The organism is Eubacterium aggregans (assembly GCF_900107815.1).
In the GTDB taxonomy this organism is placed as follows: Bacteria; Bacillota; Clostridia; order Eubacteriales; family Eubacteriaceae; genus Eubacterium_O; species Eubacterium_O aggregans.
In genome coordinates, this window is record NZ_FNRK01000005.1 from 114337 (window position 1) to 130704 (window position 16368).

At 51.0% G+C, this 16368-nt stretch carries 17 protein-coding genes; 5 read left to right on the forward strand and 12 right to left on the reverse strand.

Annotated features, from left to right (window positions below):
• The first annotated feature begins 85 nt into the window (after positions 1-85).
• Entirely contained in the window at positions 86-1342 is a 1257-nt protein-coding gene (locus BLW33_RS04425) for a cytochrome c biogenesis protein/redoxin (protein ID WP_090305646.1), read from the forward strand.
• A gap of 95 nt (positions 1343-1437) precedes the next feature.
• Here the strand turns inward: BLW33_RS04425 and BLW33_RS04430 are convergent, their stop codons facing one another.
• The 6 genes from BLW33_RS04430 to BLW33_RS04455 all read right to left on the reverse strand — a co-directional run bounded on the left by BLW33_RS04430 (position 1438) and on the right by BLW33_RS04455 (position 6975).
• Positions 1438-2340, reverse strand: coding sequence for an ROK family protein (locus tag BLW33_RS04430; protein ID WP_090305650.1), 903 nt, complete (start codon positions 2338-2340; stop codon positions 1438-1440).
• On the reverse strand, positions 2337-2786 hold the full coding sequence (locus BLW33_RS04435; protein ID WP_090305654.1) for a NanQ anomerase/TabA/YiaL family protein: 450 nt from the start codon (positions 2784-2786) through the stop codon (positions 2337-2339). Before BLW33_RS04435 ends, BLW33_RS04430 begins: the two co-directional genes overlap by 4 nt.
• Positions 2787-2788: 2 nt before the next feature.
• A complete protein-coding gene (locus BLW33_RS04440) occupies positions 2789-4330 on the reverse strand; it encodes a sodium:solute symporter family protein (RefSeq protein WP_090305657.1) in 1542 nt (513 codons plus the stop codon).
• 20 nt (positions 4331-4350) lie between these two features.
• Positions 4351-5220 (reverse strand): N-acetylneuraminate lyase, encoded by an 870-nt coding sequence (locus BLW33_RS04445; protein ID WP_090305660.1) that lies wholly within the window; start codon positions 5218-5220, stop codon positions 4351-4353.
• Between the two features lie 68 nt (positions 5221-5288).
• Positions 5289-5987 carry an N-acetylmannosamine-6-phosphate 2-epimerase gene (locus tag BLW33_RS04450; protein ID WP_090305662.1) on the reverse strand — a complete coding sequence of 233 codons (699 nt, stop codon included), beginning with the start codon at positions 5985-5987 and terminating at the stop codon, positions 5289-5291.
• Between the two features lie 166 nt (positions 5988-6153).
• Positions 6154-6975: a MurR/RpiR family transcriptional regulator gene (locus BLW33_RS04455; RefSeq protein WP_090305665.1), complete on the reverse strand. Its 822-nt coding sequence runs from the start codon at positions 6973-6975 to the stop codon at positions 6154-6156.
• Positions 6976-7144: 169 nt separating this feature from the next.
• On the opposite strand from BLW33_RS04455, the gene nagB reads away from it, so the two are divergent.
• On the forward strand, positions 7145-7891 hold the full coding sequence (gene nagB, locus BLW33_RS04460) for a glucosamine-6-phosphate deaminase (protein WP_090305735.1): 747 nt from the start codon (positions 7145-7147) through the stop codon (positions 7889-7891).
• Positions 7881-9005, forward strand: coding sequence for an N-acetylglucosamine-6-phosphate deacetylase (gene nagA, locus BLW33_RS04465; RefSeq protein ID WP_090305668.1), 1125 nt, complete (start codon positions 7881-7883; stop codon positions 9003-9005). The genes nagB and nagA overlap by 11 nt, the downstream gene beginning before the upstream one ends.
• Before the next feature lie 87 nt (positions 9006-9092).
• On the opposite strand, the gene BLW33_RS04470 is transcribed toward nagA, so the two are convergent.
• The 4 genes from BLW33_RS04470 to BLW33_RS04485 form a co-directional block, all read right to left on the reverse strand.
• The gene (locus BLW33_RS04470) at positions 9093-9425 is read right to left on the reverse strand and encodes a CGGC domain-containing protein (RefSeq protein WP_090305671.1); all 333 of its coding nucleotides are present in this window, start codon (positions 9423-9425) and stop codon (positions 9093-9095) included.
• Between the two features lie 94 nt (positions 9426-9519).
• Positions 9520-10254: an ABC transporter permease gene (locus BLW33_RS04475; protein ID WP_242911592.1), complete on the reverse strand. Its 735-nt coding sequence runs from the start codon at positions 10252-10254 to the stop codon at positions 9520-9522.
• Positions 10255-10256: 2 nt separating this feature from the next.
• On the reverse strand, positions 10257-10994 hold the full coding sequence (locus BLW33_RS04480) for an ABC transporter permease (protein WP_090305674.1): 738 nt from the start codon (positions 10992-10994) through the stop codon (positions 10257-10259).
• Positions 10994-11905: an ABC transporter ATP-binding protein gene (locus BLW33_RS04485; RefSeq protein WP_090305676.1), complete on the reverse strand. Its 912-nt coding sequence runs from the start codon at positions 11903-11905 to the stop codon at positions 10994-10996. Before BLW33_RS04485 ends, BLW33_RS04480 begins: the two co-directional genes overlap by 1 nt.
• A 162-nt stretch (positions 11906-12067) precedes the next feature.
• Here BLW33_RS04485 and BLW33_RS04490 point away from each other — a divergent pair, with 162 nt between their 5' ends.
• Together BLW33_RS04490 and BLW33_RS04495 are read left to right on the forward strand one after the other, a co-directional pair.
• Positions 12068-12766 carry a response regulator transcription factor gene (locus BLW33_RS04490; protein ID WP_090305678.1) on the forward strand — a complete coding sequence of 233 codons (699 nt, stop codon included), beginning with the start codon at positions 12068-12070 and terminating at the stop codon, positions 12764-12766.
• A complete protein-coding gene (locus tag BLW33_RS04495) occupies positions 12759-14009 on the forward strand; it encodes a sensor histidine kinase (RefSeq protein WP_090305680.1) in 1251 nt (416 codons plus the stop codon). Before BLW33_RS04490 ends, BLW33_RS04495 begins: the two co-directional genes overlap by 8 nt.
• Here the strand turns inward: BLW33_RS04495 and BLW33_RS04500 are convergent.
• Together BLW33_RS04500 and xylB are read right to left on the reverse strand one after the other, a co-directional pair.
• Positions 13933-14745 carry a CpsB/CapC family capsule biosynthesis tyrosine phosphatase gene (locus tag BLW33_RS04500; RefSeq protein ID WP_143032588.1) on the reverse strand — a complete coding sequence of 271 codons (813 nt, stop codon included), beginning with the start codon at positions 14743-14745 and terminating at the stop codon, positions 13933-13935. The genes BLW33_RS04495 and BLW33_RS04500 overlap by 77 nt on opposite strands.
• Before the next feature lie 96 nt (positions 14746-14841).
• A complete protein-coding gene (xylB, locus tag BLW33_RS04505; protein WP_090305686.1) occupies positions 14842-16362 on the reverse strand; it encodes a xylulokinase in 1521 nt (506 codons plus the stop codon).
• Positions 16363-16368: the final 6 nt, after the last annotated feature.

The following is a 16368-nucleotide window of genomic DNA, read 5'->3' on the forward strand; positions in this document are numbered from 1 at the left end:
TTTTTCTTGACAACTGTAACTGAGCGTGTTATAAATTAAGCTATAACTGTAATTTTACAAAATACATTTAGGAGGTCTGACGACTATGTTTTCTCTCGATTTAAGTGTCCCAGTGCTCACCGTCTTTGCCCAGGGGCTCCTCAGCTTTTTCTCTCCCTGCGTACTTCCCCTGATTCCATTATACATCGGCTATTTTGCTGGTGGTGCCTCGACGATGGACGCCGATGGCAACCCCCAGTATCCCCGGGGAAAGGTCTTTGTCAATACCCTGTTCTTTGTGCTGGGTATCAGTGCGACCTTCTTTATCCTGGGCTTTGGATTTACAGCCTTAGGTCAGTTCTTTAACAATAATCGCCTGTGGTTTGTCCGCATTAGTGGGATCGTAATGATTCTCTTTGGCCTCTACCAATTCGGGCTTTTCCACAGTAAAAACAGCGAGCGCGAGTGGCGCCTGCCCTTTAAGCTGGATAAGCTGGCCATGGGTCCCCTGGGTGCCTTTATCCTGGGGTTTGCTTTTAGTTTCGCCTGGACCCCCTGCGTAGGGCCCATTTTAGGCAGCGTCCTTCTGATGGCTGGGTCTGCGGGTACAATGGCGGATGGCTTTCTCCTCATCGGTGTGTACACCCTTGGCTTTATTCTGCCCTTCCTCGCCGTGGGACTCTTTACCGCCCAGGTCCTGGCTTTCTTTAAAAAGCATAAAAACATTGTCCGCTATACGGTAAAGGCCGGGGCCATTCTCCTCATCCTCATGGGCCTGATGACCTTAACGGGCTTTATGAATGGGCTGACCGGCTATCTCTCCAATGTGGGCACCACCAATTCCACCACCCAGGAGCAAGGGGCAGCCACCCCAACCCCACAGACTACCCCTGTCCCCAGCACCAAAGCCTTAACCCCCGCCCCAGATTTTACCCTGACCGACCAAAATGGCGTCTCCCATCGCCTTTCGGATTATAAGGGCAAAACGGTTTTCCTGAATTTCTGGGCCACCTGGTGTCCCCCCTGCCGGGGTGAAATGCCGGACATCCAAAAGCTCTATGAGGCCCATGGCAAAAACCAGGGGGACCTCATCGTTCTAGGGGTAGCCTCCCCCAATGTGGGCCAGGAAGGCAGTGCGGGGGACATCAAGTCTTTCCTCTCGGATAATGGTTATACCTTCCCGGTGGTCATGGATGAAGGGGGGACCGCCGCCACCATCCCCTATGGCATCAGCGCCTATCCCACCACCTATATGATCGACTCCCAGGGGAATATCTACGGCTATGTCAGCAGCGCCCTGACCATGGATATTATGGAGAGCATCGTGACGCAAACCCAGACTGGTGCCCCCCAGGCACAATAACACAAAAAATTCCATCAATACACCGCATGTAAAAAAGAGGGGATATCCTGTAATGGGTACCCTCTCTTTTTACATCTCCGTATAGTGAAGCCTTTTTATCCTTCGCTCGATTCTTTTAACTGACGCAGAAGCACCATCAGCGCACCGAGCATACCCGCATCATTGCCGTGCTGTGCCAGGGCGATCTGGGTTTGATCAAACACCACCGGGATGATCCGTTTGGATAAAGCCGACTGAATGCGGGGTTCCATATAATCCCGCTGCTCCATAATACCACCACCAAGGATGACCATCTCTGGATTAAGGAGATAGACTATGTTGGCCAAACCATCTGCCAGGATATCCACCATTTCATCAATGGCGATGATGCAATCCTTGGCCCCTGCCCGGGCTTCTTCAAAAATTTGGAAGCCATTGATGGAGGAGGGTGAGATCCCCCGGCCTTCGGCAATTTTTTTAACCAGCTGACTGGTGGATGCTAAATCCTGATAAACCCCACCAGGTACCCGGAGATAACCAACCTCGCAGGCACTGTTACTAAAGCCATGGAATATCTCGCCACCACAGATGAAAGATCCCCCAATGCCTGTTCCCACGGTGATGCATAGACAGCTTTGGGCACTTCGGCCTGCCCCGAGGTTGGCTTCAGCCAACCCCATGCAATTCACATCATTTTCAACGATACAGGGGAGATTGAAAGCGTTCTCCACAGGTGCCTTCAGCTTTGTCCCGGTGTAACCCGGCATGACCTCTGAGGCATAAATAATCTGGCCAGCTTTTGGGTCGACAATCCCCGTCGTGGAAATGGCAATCCCCTCAACTTCTGTTTGGGCCTGCCAATCCTTTATAATGGTGAAAACCTGCTCTAACACACCGGGCTCTGGTCCTGCCGCACTATGGGTCGGCACCTTCTTTTTAGCCATACACTTAAAATCCTCGGAGAATAGTCCGTGCTTAATGGCCGTCCCTCCAATATCAATACAGAGATAGGGTTTCATATCCGTACCTTGAAAATCGCTTTCTTAATGACCTGGGGATCCGACACGCAGACCCCAGGCTTATGCCCATCCTCTGGATAGCAAATCAGAAAATCTCCGGGCATCAGGGATATGCCACATTGTGCCGTCCCTGTGAGAGGGAGGTTATCGGCATCCGGGTCGAAGGTCCCCTGATCCATCTTTGAAATAAAGGCCATTTCAATGGTTTCTGTTCCATCCAGCATCACATGGATATCCAGATACTTCCGGTGGGCTTCCCAGCTGCGGTCTTGGGATGTGCCCGTTTCATAGGAGACAATATTGACAAAGATATCCTGATCCTCAATGGGGTAGGAGCCTAAGGCCAGAGCCTTTAAATCCGTTTCCCGGCAATAATCAAAACATCTCTGAATGGCTTTGTCTAAAAAGCCATACGGATGAGCCCCGTCAAGTTGTCCAAAGATCATAATTATTCACCTGCCTTTTCCTCATCAAGGGCAATATTCTTTCCCTTGTGATAAAAAATAGTGGTTCGGACATCGCAGATTTGTTGTTCAGGAACCAATTTCCGGTGGATCAAGCTTGCCACATAACCCACGATGAGGGAGACCAAAATAGAGATAATGGAGTAAGACCAGATGGATACGCCCGCTCCGCTGTATTTTAGGAAAACCACCAGGATGGCAGAAACTGCAAAGGCAACATAGGCCCCCACATTGGTGGCTTTTTTGGTGAAAGCGCCAAGGACGAAGGTGCCGCCCAGAACCCCTAATACCAACCCCATAAAGCCATTGAACCATTCGTAAGCCGATTTAATTTCCCCGTTGGCCAGGATAATCGCCACAACAATGGACAGAACACCCACTCCCAGGGTAATAAATTGAGCAATGCGGGTCTGGGTTTTAAAGCTCAGGGATTTCTTGGAAACCATGGTCTGGATATCCAGGGTCCAGCTGGTAGCCACAGAGTTCAGCCCCGTTGACAATGTGGACTGGGATGCGGCATAAATGGCAGCCAGCAGAATTCCGGTAATCCCCACCGGCAGCTGATAAGCAATAAAGGAGCCAAAGATCTGGTCCTGCTGGGCCGTCTGAGCCAGGCTTGGATTCTGACCATAAAAAACATAAAGGCCGGTTCCGATTAAGTAAAATACCGTGGCAATAAAGATAGACAGCGCCCCATTGGTCAGCATCATCTTATTCAGTTTTTTAACATCCGTAGTCGTCGTAAACCGCTGGACAATATCCTGGCTGGACACATAGGATGAGAAGGTATTGAAGCCTGCCCCAATTAAGATAATCAGAATGCTGTCCTTCCAAATCTGGGGATCGATAAGGGCCTGGGTATCCGATAGGAATTTCCCATTAGCCAAGGTGGTTGCAATGGCACCCATCCCGCCGTCAATACTGGCAACCAGGTAAATAAGGGAGAAAACAACTCCTACAATCAGCACACATCCCTGGATAAAGTCAGTCCATAGCACGGATTTAATCCCGCCAGCATAGGAGTAAATAATGGCGACAACCCCCATGAGCACAATCAAGATATTCACATCCACGTGAATGAGATTCGACAGCACCATGGATGGCAGGTACATAATGATGGACATCCGACCCACCTGGTAAATAATAAACATAATGGCCCCAAGGATGCGCAGCCCCTTGCTGTTAAAGCGAAGCTGCAAATACTCATAAGCCGTATCGATATCCAGGCGGCTGTACATGGGCAGGAAGAATCGAATGGTCACCGGGATGGCAATAAGCATCCCCAGTTGGGCAAACCATAAAATCCATGTCCCTGCATAGGAATTCCCCACAAGGGAGAGGAAGGAAATAGGACTTAACAGCGTGGCGAAGATAGACACTGAGGTGACCCACCAGGGAATGGTGCCATCCCCTCTGAAAAACTCCTTCCCCTCCATATCCTTCTTGGCAAAGGCCAGCCCGATAATGAGCACCGCTGCCAAATACACAATGAGAATGATCAAATCGATCATTGTAAAACCTTGCATAATAATTCCCCCACTTTCCCTTATTTAATATAGGTGTTGTAAATTTCCACCGCTTTGGCCCGGGTTTCCTCAGTGGCACTGGCCATGGGTTTCCTGCAATACCCCGCATGGACACCCTGTTCTTCCAGGATACACTTAATGGTGGGATACAGGCCATTGTCCAGAACTGCGGCAATGAGATCATTGGTCACATGCTGAATGGCACGGGCTTCATCAATCTTACCTGCCTTAGCCAGCTCGAAGATCTGTCTTGCCCGAATCCCATTAATATTGAAGGTAGAACCAATGGCACCATCCACATCCAGAACCGCAGCAGACAGCATCATCTCATCAAAGCCAGCAAAGATCAGCTTATCCGGGAAGGCCTTGCGCATCCGTTCCAACAGGAAGAAATCGGCGGCGGTAAACTTCACACCAATAATCTTGGGGTTCTCAAAGAGCTCTGCAAATTGTTCCACACTCATGTCCACACCGGTCAGGAAGGGAATGGAGTAGATGATCAGCTCATTATCCACGCCCTCCATAATCATATTGTAGTATTCCTTGATTTCCGCAAAGCTAAACTTATAGTAAAAAGGGGTAACCGCTGAGATGGCATCATACCCCAGCTTGGTGGCGTACTTCGCCAGCTCCATGGATTCATAAACATTGATGGACCCTACCTGGGCGATGAGCTTGACCTGATCCCCAGCTTCATCCTTGGCGATATCAAAAATTTCTTTCTTTTCTTCGGTTGAAAGCATAAAGTTTTCACCCGTGCTCCCCCCGACATATAGACCATCGATTTTCATCACATCAATATTGTGCCGAACGATTTCCCGGATTCCCTGGGCGTTAATCTTGCCCTGTTCATCAAAAGAAGCTAATAATGCAGAATAAATACCTTTCATAATAAAACTCTCCTATATTTCTTTATTGCTCAAAGCCACAGTCGGCTTAAAAAAACGAAAAAATAATCTCAGTCCCGGTTTTCAATACGTTCTGAAAACCGCTTTGCAATGAGCTGTGGTCTGGTAATGATGGACCCCACCACCACACTATAGCACCCTAAATCGAGCACCCGCACGGCTTTATCCGTGGTATCGATATTTCCCTCGGCAATCACCGGGTGGCTGACGTGTTCTAAGATTTCCCGGATGATTTTAAAATCATCCGCCTCAATGCGATCCCCAATACTCTGGGCGGTATACCCCACCAGGGTTGTCCCGATAAAATCGAAACCCAAACCATCAGCAACGACCGCTTCGTCTACCGTGGCACAATCAGCCATGAATAGCTGATTGGGGTAGCGCTGCTTCACTTCTTTAAAAAATGTTTCCAAATCCAATCCACCCGGTCGTTGGTTGACCGTAGCATCCATGGCGATAATCTCCGCCCCGGCTGCCACCAAGACATCCACCTCGGTCATGGTTGGTGTAATATACACCGGACTATCCGGGTAATCTTTTTTGACAATCCCAATAACGGGCAGTGTCACATTTTTTTTAATTTCTTCGATATCCTCAGGTGTGTTGGCCCGAATACCATAGGCCCCGCCTTCCGCAGCCGCCAGGGCCATTCTTCCCATAATAAAAGAAGAATGCAGCGGTTCGTTGGGCAACGCCTGACAGGAGACAATCAAATGTCCCTTTATGTTTAAACTGTCTTCTTGACTCATTTCAATGCTCTCCATCTCTGTTTGATTTCTGTTGCACTCAGTATAGCGAAGTTTGTTTTTAATTTCAATATTTCGGTTCATTATAGAAAGAACTTTCAGCCCAGTTAAGAAACCGTCACATACAAAAAAGCCAGCGCATTTGCACTGACTTTCAATTCAATTTGTTTCAATCTGCCAATTTCTTCAAAGCTCCGACGGTCTCTGTGTGCAGAGCGGTTTTATTCGTAAAATCGGTATTTAAAAAGAACGCATAAAAAATATCGACCATAATTTGAATGGGAAACTGGGGAGAGATAATGCTCCCTCCTTCTAAATTTTTAGTGAGGGCAATGGGTAAAAGCTCATCGCAGTACTGATGCTGTCCTGGAGCGGCATTACCTGTAATCAATACGGTTTTGGCACCATGGGCTTTGGCTGCCTTTAAAGAGCTGAGCACCTCCTGGGTTTTTCCTTTGATGCTGATTCCGATGACCAGCGTCCGCTCATTCACCAGAACAGAATTCATTTTCATAATATGGGAATCGACGATGGCCTCCACATCCAGACCAAGACGCATAAAACGCATTTTCAGCTCCTGGGCCGCCAAACCTGAACTCCCCATGCCATAAACAAAGACCCGGGGGCTTTTGCTTAAGCGCAGGGCGATGCGGCGCATCTGGTTTTCATCCACCAGGGCATAGCTTTTATTCAGGAGTTCCTGATAGGTATTGAGAACCCCCTTGGTCAAATCATCAATGGTTTTCTCATTTTTTGTAAAGGTACTGTCGTAGTGATATAGAAATTCCCGATACCCTTTAAAACCACATTTTTTAGCAAAGCGGGATAGGGACGCCTCTGAAACAAAGAGATGGGCGGCAATACTCTTGGCTGAAAAATCCATTTCTTCATTATTATGGATGAAGAAATCCGCAATATTGCGTTCCACTGCGGTCATCTCTCCATAGGCCTTTTCGATCACCGGAACCACTGTTTTTTTGTAATCCTTCATGTGTACACCTCAATCCATGACTCTTGGTTCCATCATAACAAATTTTCTCCCTTCTTTCACCTTTTTTCTTAGCCCAGCCTGAAAGTTCTTTCTGTATTACTAAAACAATTGAAAAGCCCCCTCTTCTTCGCTATGCTATAGGAAACTGTTATCCATGAAGGGAGCTATTATGGAATTTTATCGTGCAGAAAATTATAAAACCCTCAGCCGCAAGGCTGCTAATATTGTATCCGCCCAGGTCATTATGAAACCGAACTGTATCCTCGGTCTGGCCACAGGATCTACCCCCATCGGTCTTTATGAACATCTGGTGGAGTGGTATAATAAGGGCGATTTGGATTTTTCCAGGGTAAAGTCCATCAATTTGGATGAATACAAGGGGCTGAAGGGTGATCATCCCCAGAGTTACCGCTATTTCATGGACACCCATTTATTTAATCATATTAATATTGACAAAGCCAATACCCAACTGCCCAATGGCATGGCCATTGACGATGCCGCGGAATGCCGTCGGTATAACGCCCTTCTCCATGAATCCGGCGGGATCGATTTGCAAATCCTGGGTTTGGGGCAGAATGGCCATATTGGTTTTAATGAACCCGGTGAATCCTTTGAACGGGAAACCCATTGTGTGGCCTTAACCGAGAGTACCATCGCCGCCAATGCCCGGTATTTTGACACCATAGAAGCTATGCCAAAATACGCCTTCACCCTGGGAATCAAGGCGATCATGCAGGCCAAACGCATTCTGCTGGTGGTCAGTGGTGCCACCAAGGCGGAAGCCCTGTATCAAAGCTTGTACGGCCCCATCACCCCCCAGGTCCCGGCTTCCATCCTCCAGCTTCATTCCGGCTTGATGGTTGTGGCCGATGAAGCCGCCATGACCGTTATTGAGCGAGTCCACCATGATCATTAAAAACGCAGCGGTCTTCACCCCCGATGGCCGCTTTAAACAGCAGGACCTGGTCATCGATGGGCCAATCATTGCCACTGGCCCGGGGGCAAAATCCCATCCCGTACTGGATGCCCAGGGACTTTATGCCATCCCTGGACTCATTGACCTTCACCTTCACGGCGCCATGGATGCAGATTTTTGTGATGGCACCCCAGAATCTTTAGCGACCATTGCCCAGTACGAGGCCCAAAACGGCATCACCGCTTTTACTCCGGCATCCATGACCTTGCCCGAAGCCCAGCTGTCGGATATTTTCTCCAACGCCAGGGACCACAAGCCTAAGTCCGGTGCCATGCTCCTGGGCATCAATATGGAGGGCCCCTTTCTCTCCAAGGAAAAAAAGGGCGCCCAAAACGCCGATTACCTCCAAGTGCCTAACCGAAAAATGTTTGAACGCCTCATGGCAGCATCTGGCCGGAGTATCCGTTTAATGACCATCGCCCCGGAGCTGCCCGGAGCCATGGATTTCATCCATCACACCGCAGGTCAAACCGTCCTGGCCCTTGGCCACACCACGGCGGATTACGACACGGCCCGGACGGCCTTCGAGGTGGGAGCCTGCCACGTGACCCATCTCTTCAATGCCATGCCACCCTTTGGCCATCGGGAAACCGGTGTGGTTGGCGCCGCCTTTGATCAGCCGGATGCCACGGTGGAGCTGATCTCGGACGGCATTCACATCGATCCCTCTATGGTCCGAGCGGCCTTTAAGCTCTTCGGCCCAGATCGGGTGATCCTCATTAGCGACACCATGCGGGCTGCCGGACTGGCCGATGGAGATTACAGCCTGGGGGGACAGCCTGTCAAGGTTGTTAACGGACGGGCCACCCTTTCGAGCGGCACCATTGCCGGCTCCACCACCAACCTCATGGATTGCCTCCGCCAGGCTGTATCCTTCGGTATTCCCCTGGAAACAGCCGTCCAGGCAGCCACCTTAAACCCCGCCCGCCGAATTGGTGAGACCCAGCTTGGGAAGTTGGCCCCAGGCTGTCTGGCCAATGTGGTCCTCTTGGATCGGGAGTTAAACATCGTCAATGTCATGATTAAGGGAGAGGTCTATCCCCACAGCGCATGATGCCGCAGTCTCATCCCTTTGCCCTATTTTAAACCAAAATACCCTCTGGTTTTGAAAACCGAAGGGTATTTTTTTAGTTAGATAACCTCAGTGGGTATGGTCCAAAAATCGGACGGATTCTCCCAAATCCTCCTGGACCACATCCTTCATCTTTTTCGCAAAGGGACAGGGGTACCCAATGGGCATGCCCTTTTGGATACAAGAGGCAAAGGCGATGGTATCTGCCCCCCGTTTTACCAGCTCCCGGGCCCGCAGCACGGTCTTTTTCCCAGGGCAGCCCCCACAATTGATAAAGCCAATGATTTCAATTTCCTCGGTTCCCCCCGCAAAAGCCCCTTGCTTTTCCCGGATCACTGCAAAATCTCTTGTCCCCGGACAATAATCTTCTGTCTGTGCGCACCGTATAATCCCTAATTTCATGCTGTCCCTCCATTTTTTATTTTCATTAAACGTGTTCCTATCTTCCTTACAAAAGAAGGGATATTATTTTATCATAAATCCATTTAGGATTCATTTACTCCGACCGCACATCCCGTACTCTGGCACCGCCCAGGGCAATAGCCCCTGGAATCAGAGTAAAGACAAGGCACAGCAGGACAAAAGGGGCCACCGCCAGCTCCAGATTGGGATTATTGGCCCGCATTCCCAGACTGAGCAAAGCCCAGGGCCAGTACAGGCCAAAGCCCTTGGCCGTGATGTACAGCCCCACAATTCCCCCGAAGAGACCTATGGCCACCGGCACTGCAAAGATACGGATCACCATGGCAATAAACTCCTCCCAGGCACAAATGGCCACCATGCCCAGAAATCCGAAAAACAGCCAACCCGGCAGCTCTGGTGGTAAATCCCCCAGGGGCAGACCGATGAGGACACCACCGACAATATAAAAAAGCCCTACTATAACCGCCGTTCCCAGAGCGATCACCCCCGCCCAGCACAGCTTCGCCCACCAGATGGCCCCCAGTCCAAGGGGCGCCGCCATAATCTGGTTCCAGCTGTGGTCGGTATGCTCTAACCGCCACTGCCAGGCACACAGTACCCCCAGGGCCGCCGGAAGAAACACTGCACAGGAAAAAAGGGTGTGCTGGGTCCACAGGCTCACCCAGCCCTGGGTGAGGACCGCCACATTCGCCTGGTAGTTAACGGTCCCCATGAAGGCGGAGAGCACCAACATCACCACGAAGGCCAGCCACACCGGACTGTGCCGAAACTTAACCCATTCAGCCATAAAAGCCTGTTTAAATCCCATTTTCAAACCTCCTGTCGGACAAAGATCGCCCGGAATCCACCAAAGATGGCAATGAACCATAGTCCCAGCAGAGCCAGGCCCAGATAATCGTAGCTCGCCCAATAATAGCGGATCACACGGGTTGCCGGATTCCAATCCATTCCCACCACGGCCAGCACGCCGTAATAGCCCCAGGGCAAAAGCTTTTGGATCGCCTGGGGAAAATACAGGGAGAAAAGACCGATGAAGCTACCCACTACTCCCACCGCCAGGGGAATCATCTGGTTGGCAAAGACCATGGATAGGCCGTATTGCAGGCTGTAGATGGTCAGGCTTACCGTCAGCACCGATGCGCTGTAACCAAACAGGGGGCCAAGGGGTACTGGCCGGGGAAAGCCTAAAAGTAGGCCCATCACCAGAAGGAACAGGGTTTGCAGGACAACCACGAGGAGTACGTGCACCCCGCCGCACAGCCACTTGGCATCGTAGATGGCCCCGGGCTTTGCGGTGGTCGAAAGCCACTTAAAGGTCTGTCCCTTGTGCTCCGCCTCACACAGACGGCTGGCCACCAGGGCCAGGGTAAGGGGCAGGAATAGAGCATCCAAAATGGGAACGGTGTAGATTACATCCATCCAGCCATTAATGGGATCCATCCGGGCCATATCAAAACCAAAGTAAAAGAGAATGGCGAAAAGAAAGCATCCCTCCACCAGAAAGAGATGGCGCCGCCGGCTTTTATAAAATTCCAGGGTGAACAGCATCACAGACTCACCGCCCCTCCGGTAATGCGCAGAAAGATATCCTCTAAGCTGCTCTGGCGTTCCTCTATGCGCAAAAGGCCGATGCCCTTGGCCACCAGGATCTGGCTCAGCCGGGCCACATTGTCGTCCCTTAGGCGATTGAGCAGCAGGTAGTCCTCAGACCGTTGCCAGGCCACCTTTGCCGCCGTCAGAAGCTCCCCGGCGGCGTGGTTGTCCGTGGTACGAATGGCCAAGGCCTGCTGGCTAAGGGCGTGGAGGGCAGAGAGTTTGTCCTCAAAAATCAGCTGTCCCTCGTTAATGACCCCCACCACATCGGCCATTTGATCGATTTCCGACAGCAAATGGCTGGAAATCAGAACCGTCATGCCGTAGCGTATCGGCAGGCTAATAATCAGCTCCCGGATTTCCTGGATGCCTGCGGGGTCTAAGCCATTGGTGGGTTCGTCTAAAATCAGCAGTTTGGGCCGCCCCAGAATGGCGATGGCCAGACCCAGGCGCTGCTTCATGCCCAGGCTGTATTCCCGCACCCGTCGATCCTTGGCCTCGGACAGGCGCACGGCCCCCAGGGCCTCATCAATTTCTGCCATTCCCAGCCCCCGCATCCGGGCGGCCACCACCATATTCTCAAGACCCGTCAAATGCCCATAATAGCTGGGACTTTCAATTAAGCTGCCCACATCCCGGAGGAGGGACAGTCTGTTTTTCCCATCCATGGGCTGCCCAAAGAGGGTCACCCCGCCATCGCTGGGGTGGATGAGTCCCAATATCATTTTAAGGGTAGTTGTCTTTCCCGCCCCATTGGGACCCAAGAAACCATAGACCTTTTTCTCCGGAACATGGAGGCTTAAGTCACACACCCGGTCTACCTTACCGTAGCGCTTGCGTAAATCCTGGGTTTGTACAATATCCATCGGCGTACCTCTTTCTTTTTTCGTTTCCTCAATTCTACCACCTCCGGCTTACGCCTCCATGACGGCATCCTGACATTTACATTAAAAAAGGCCCTGACATCTTGGTCTAAAGGGGCCTGTGGATTATAATAGATTTATGTTAACGAATTGGAGGGACGGTAAATGGGACGAAAGATATTACTGGTAGACGATGAGCCCGCCTTGGGGCAGATGGTGGCTAAGCACCTCGTCCAGGCCGGTTATGAGGTGGACACCGCCACCTGCTGTGCCCAGGCCCTGGATATTTTTAACGCTGCCGCCCCGGACGCCGTGCTCTTAGATATCATGCTCCCCGACGGCGATGGTTTTTCCCTCTTTGGTGCCCTGCGCCGTGTGCGGCCAGACCTGCCGGTGCTCTTCCTCTCCGCCCGGGACGAGGATGCCGCCCGGCTGAAGGGCCTGGGTTTGGGGGCTGACGACTATATTACCAAGCCTTTTCTGTTAAAGGAGCTGGAGCTGCGCATCGCCGCCGTCTTTCGCCGGGTGTACGGGTCCGACACTGGCCATCACCTGAGACTGGAGAATATCCTGGTGGATTTTGACAGCGCCACCATCACCCATGACGGTGGCCGTGAGGAACGCCTCACCGCCAAGGAGTATGCCCTTTTGAAAAAGCTGTGGGAGAACAGCGGCAAAATCGTCACCATCGATGCCCTCTGCGCCACCCTTTGGGAGGGGGAGCTCATCGGCTACGAAAACACCCTAATGGTCCACATCCGCCGCCTGCGCAAAAAAATCGAGGTGGACCCCTCCCATCCCACCCGACTCTTAACCGTCCGGGGGCTGGGCTATAAGCTTGTGGTGGAGGATCGACATGATTAAACATCTACTCCGGGGAATCGGAATTTTTTCAGGGGCCCTCATCCTCTCCCTCGGGCTTTTTATGGTGGCCTTTCTTGGCCTGGCAGGCTACGCCGGCTATCTCACCCATCAGGACATGGGAGCTGCCGCAGTCCCCATCCGCCTTTTGTCCCAGGGACTCACCACCGATGCCGGCGGCTATACCCTGGCCCCGGAGTGTCAGGACCTGCTTTCAGAATACTCGGCCTGGGCCATTCTGATAAACGATGAGGGGGAGATTATCTGGTCCCAGAACAAGCCCGAGGATATCCCCGATCACTACACCCTATCGGATGTGGCCAGCTTTACCCACTGGTATCTGGGGGATTACCCCGTGACGGTGTGGAATCGGGCGGATGGCCTTCTAGTGGCTGGTAGCCCCCCGGGGATGCAGTGGAAATATAACCTCACCATCTCCATTGCCATTATGGAGCTGTTAAAGCGGGGAATTCCAACCTTTTTCTTCACCCTGCTCATCTCGGTCATCCTTCTGGTCATCCTCATTCTCCATTACGGGCAAAAAAAAAGAGACCGCGCACGATCTGGATGGATTGACGGCATCAGCCATGATATTCGCACACCCCTTGCCATCATCATGGGTAAGGCAGAGGCCCTCTCCACAGACTCTACCCTTTGTGGCCCGGTGGCCCAGGACGCTAATGCCATTCTGACGGCCAGCCAAAATGTCCGGGATCTGATTTCAGATTTAAACCTGACCATGCGCCTGGATTATGCCATGGAACCCTTGGGTCTGGAATCTGTGGCACCAGCCCCGCTTTTACGCGCCCTAGGTGCCGAAGTCCTCAATAGCGGCCTGGCTTCCTCCCTGGAAATCAACATCGCCGCTGAAGCCGAGAAGCTCATCCTCCGGGCGGATCCGTCACTGCTGCGCCGGGCGCTGCTCAACCTGATTCAAAACGCCCTTCGGCACGGGTCAGAAAACACTCTGACTCTGGGCTTGACCACCCGTAGACGCCAGGTGATCTTTACCGTGACCAACGCCTGGCCCGGCCTCACCCCTTCCCAGCTGGCCCAACTGGGTACTGCCCCACCAACCCGTGGGAAAAGCCCCGACGGTCTGGCACCCCACGGCACCGGCCTCACCCTTGTCCGCCGCATCGCCGCCGTACATAAGGGGCGGCTGGCCTTTACTTCACCGGAAGCGGGGCGGCTTCAGGCTGAGCTGTGGCTGCCATCCCGTCGATGGTACCATCCCTTTCCTTAAAGGGGCTTATTCCGAGCAGTCGTGCCGGAACCGTCGTCATCAACGCCTCAAATTTTTGCTCCCCCACAATGCTCCGGGCACGTTGTGCCAGCTCATCAAACTGGGTATAGGCCGATCCATCCCGGGCACCCGTGGCCAGGCAGTCAATCTCGCCCGCCTTTAGCAGCTGGATCAGGGTCTTTCGGGCGGCACTCCCATAATGATCCGCCAAGCTTAACAGGCTTCCCTGGGCCATCATTCCCAGGCGCCGGTAATGGGCCAGCTTTTCCGGGGAACGCTGGATGGCTTCGTAACGCTCTGGGTTGGCCAGCAGCGGGGTATAGCCCCGCTCCAAAAGCGATATCAGCACAGAATCATCCCCGGGCAGCTCCGTTAGAAAGACCTTTCCGGTCCCCAGAGGGCAGAAGGCGCCATCCCCGATACGGTTAAGTAGTGCATTATCAAATAGTATTTCATTTCCCGGGTGAAGGTGCAGATGCAGTCCAGCGGTATCCACCATCTCCTGCAACGTTCTCTGGACCGCTGCATTTTCTGCCACGTTTTGGGTATACCCCAAATGGGGCAGATAACAGACCGACAGCACAATATCCGTAAAGCCCAGGGCTGCGGCACTTTTCAAAATAGACAGGCTTTCTTTGGCGGTGGCGACGCAGCCATCGGCGCCGGGGAGAAAATGGGTGTGGAGATCAATCATAATGGAATTCTCTTCTCTATAAAGTATGTTTTTCTTTTCCATTATAATTTAGATTGATATTTATTTCCAGAAAATATTCTGCACTTTCTTCTCTGCTCAATATTCGTAAGGAAAACGTAATCTCCTATTATTTTCTGCCTAGCTGAACTGTGATAAAGCACCAAATACTTTTTTTAGGCCAAAATAGCTTTCATCAAATAGGGGCTTTAAGCGATCGTATATTTTTGCATTTTCTTCGTTGGGAACTTTCGTATCGACTACTTTTAGGAACTGATCGATAACATCAAAGTTTTTGAATACACCAATGCCAACCCCTGCAGTGATTGCCGCCCCCATGGAAGTGGCTTTTTCCAGCATATTTGGTTTTTGTATCCTCATTCGATAGATATCCGCCAAAATCTGAAGCCATCCATCACTTTGCGCTCCGCCTCCGATAACTAGCATATCTTCGATGGTCACGCCATTTTTTCGGAAAGTGTCTAAAACGACGTTCAGGTTCATCCCTACTCCCTCCTGCACAGCTCGGGCCATATCCTTTTTCTGGGTTTCCATTTTTAAACCCACAAAGGCTCCCTTTGCATCAGGATTCCATCGGGGACTCCGTTCACCAATAAGATAAGGTAAAAACAGCAGGCCATTAGCCCCTACCGGTGATGATGCTACCTCCTCTTTCAATAACTCGAAGGGACTTTTCCCTTCTTGAGCCGCTATCATTTCTTCTTCCCGACAAAGAATATCTTTATACCAATTGAAGGCACCACCACCACATTGCATCGTTCCGGTTGGTAGCACATATCCTGGTACGATGTGCGCCCAAGTGAAAGTTTTCATTTCATCATCATAGATGGGTTTTTCCGTTGTGATCGATATCCATGAGGATGTCCCCATACAGCTATGGGCAATCCCTTCCCGTGTGCATCCTGTTCCAACGGCAGCACAAACACCATCCCCGCCACCACAAACCACAGGTGTTCCCGGTAATAGTCCTGTAAATTGTGCCGCTTCCGGTGTAACAGTCCCGGCAATGTCTGTGGATCTCAGAAGTTCTGGCATTTTGTCCGCATCTATTTCCATAATATTAAGGAGCGCATCGGACCACTCCAGCTTGTTGAGATCTAACAAATTAGTCGAAGACGCATCTGTATATTCTGTTACAAAACGCCCTGTCAATTTGAGGATAATATAATCCTTGGCATTTAACATCTTATAGGTTTTTTCATAAATATCCGGCTGATTCCGTTTGACCCACATTAACTTCTGTCCACCGTAAGATGGACTGATCTTATGCCCTGTCAATTTATAAGAATCCATCTCCGATATTCGTTCTCGAATCAATTCTTCTTCTCTCGTGGCACGCATATCTGCCCAGATAATAGCATTTCTTAAAGGATTCCCTCCTTTATCTACACAAATACAGCCCATCATCTGTCCACTGAAAGATACTCCCAAAACATCAGCCGGATTGATATCCGTTAATAACTCCTGGGTTGACTGACAAACAGCTTGCCACCAATCATTAGGGTTTTGTTCCGCCCAGTTATTATTGGTAACGTGAAGATCATAAGCCTTTACACTGCTTCCAACCAATTGACCGTCTGTACTATAGAGCGTCGCCTTATTGCCGGATGTCCCTAAATCATGTGCTAATAAATATTTCATTTTATT

What these genes read in the sequence shown, in the direction of transcription:
- BLW33_RS04490 (WP_090305678.1), top strand. Translation starts at nt 12,068, where the DNA reads ATGGGACGAAAGATATTACTGGTAGACGATGAGCCCGCCTTGGGGCAG.
- BLW33_RS04425 (WP_090305646.1), top strand. Translation starts at nt 86, where the DNA reads ATGTTTTCTCTCGATTTAAGTGTCCCAGTGCTCACCGTCTTTGCCCAG.
- nagB (WP_090305735.1), top strand. Translation starts at nt 7,145, where the DNA reads ATGGAATTTTATCGTGCAGAAAATTATAAAACCCTCAGCCGCAAGGCT.
- BLW33_RS04470 (WP_090305671.1), bottom strand. Translation starts at nt 9,425, where the DNA reads ATGAAATTAGGGATTATACGGTGCGCACAGACAGAAGATTATTGTCCG.
- BLW33_RS04435 (WP_090305654.1), bottom strand. Translation starts at nt 2,786, where the DNA reads ATGATCTTTGGACAACTTGACGGGGCTCATCCGTATGGCTTTTTAGAC.
- BLW33_RS04500 (WP_143032588.1), bottom strand. Translation starts at nt 14,745, where the DNA reads ATGGAAAAGAAAAACATACTTTATAGAGAAGAGAATTCCATTATGATT.
- BLW33_RS04445 (WP_090305660.1), bottom strand. Translation starts at nt 5,220, where the DNA reads ATGAAAGGTATTTATTCTGCATTATTAGCTTCTTTTGATGAACAGGGC.
- BLW33_RS04475 (WP_242911592.1), bottom strand. Translation starts at nt 10,254, where the DNA reads ATGGGATTTAAACAGGCTTTTATGGCTGAATGGGTTAAGTTTCGGCAC.
- BLW33_RS04440 (WP_090305657.1), bottom strand. Translation starts at nt 4,330, where the DNA reads ATGCAAGGTTTTACAATGATCGATTTGATCATTCTCATTGTGTATTTG.
- BLW33_RS04430 (WP_090305650.1), bottom strand. Translation starts at nt 2,340, where the DNA reads ATGAAACCCTATCTCTGTATTGATATTGGAGGGACGGCCATTAAGCAC.
- BLW33_RS04495 (WP_090305680.1), top strand. Translation starts at nt 12,759, where the DNA reads ATGATTAAACATCTACTCCGGGGAATCGGAATTTTTTCAGGGGCCCTC.
- xylB (WP_090305686.1), bottom strand. Translation starts at nt 16,362, where the DNA reads ATGAAATATTTATTAGCACATGATTTAGGGACATCCGGCAATAAGGCG.
- BLW33_RS04480 (WP_090305674.1), bottom strand. Translation starts at nt 10,994, where the DNA reads ATGCTGTTCACCCTGGAATTTTATAAAAGCCGGCGGCGCCATCTCTTT.
- BLW33_RS04455 (WP_090305665.1), bottom strand. Translation starts at nt 6,975, where the DNA reads ATGAAGGATTACAAAAAAACAGTGGTTCCGGTGATCGAAAAGGCCTAT.
- BLW33_RS04450 (WP_090305662.1), bottom strand. Translation starts at nt 5,987, where the DNA reads ATGAGTCAAGAAGACAGTTTAAACATAAAGGGACATTTGATTGTCTCC.
- BLW33_RS04485 (WP_090305676.1), bottom strand. Translation starts at nt 11,905, where the DNA reads ATGGATATTGTACAAACCCAGGATTTACGCAAGCGCTACGGTAAGGTA.
- nagA (WP_090305668.1), top strand. Translation starts at nt 7,881, where the DNA reads ATGATCATTAAAAACGCAGCGGTCTTCACCCCCGATGGCCGCTTTAAA.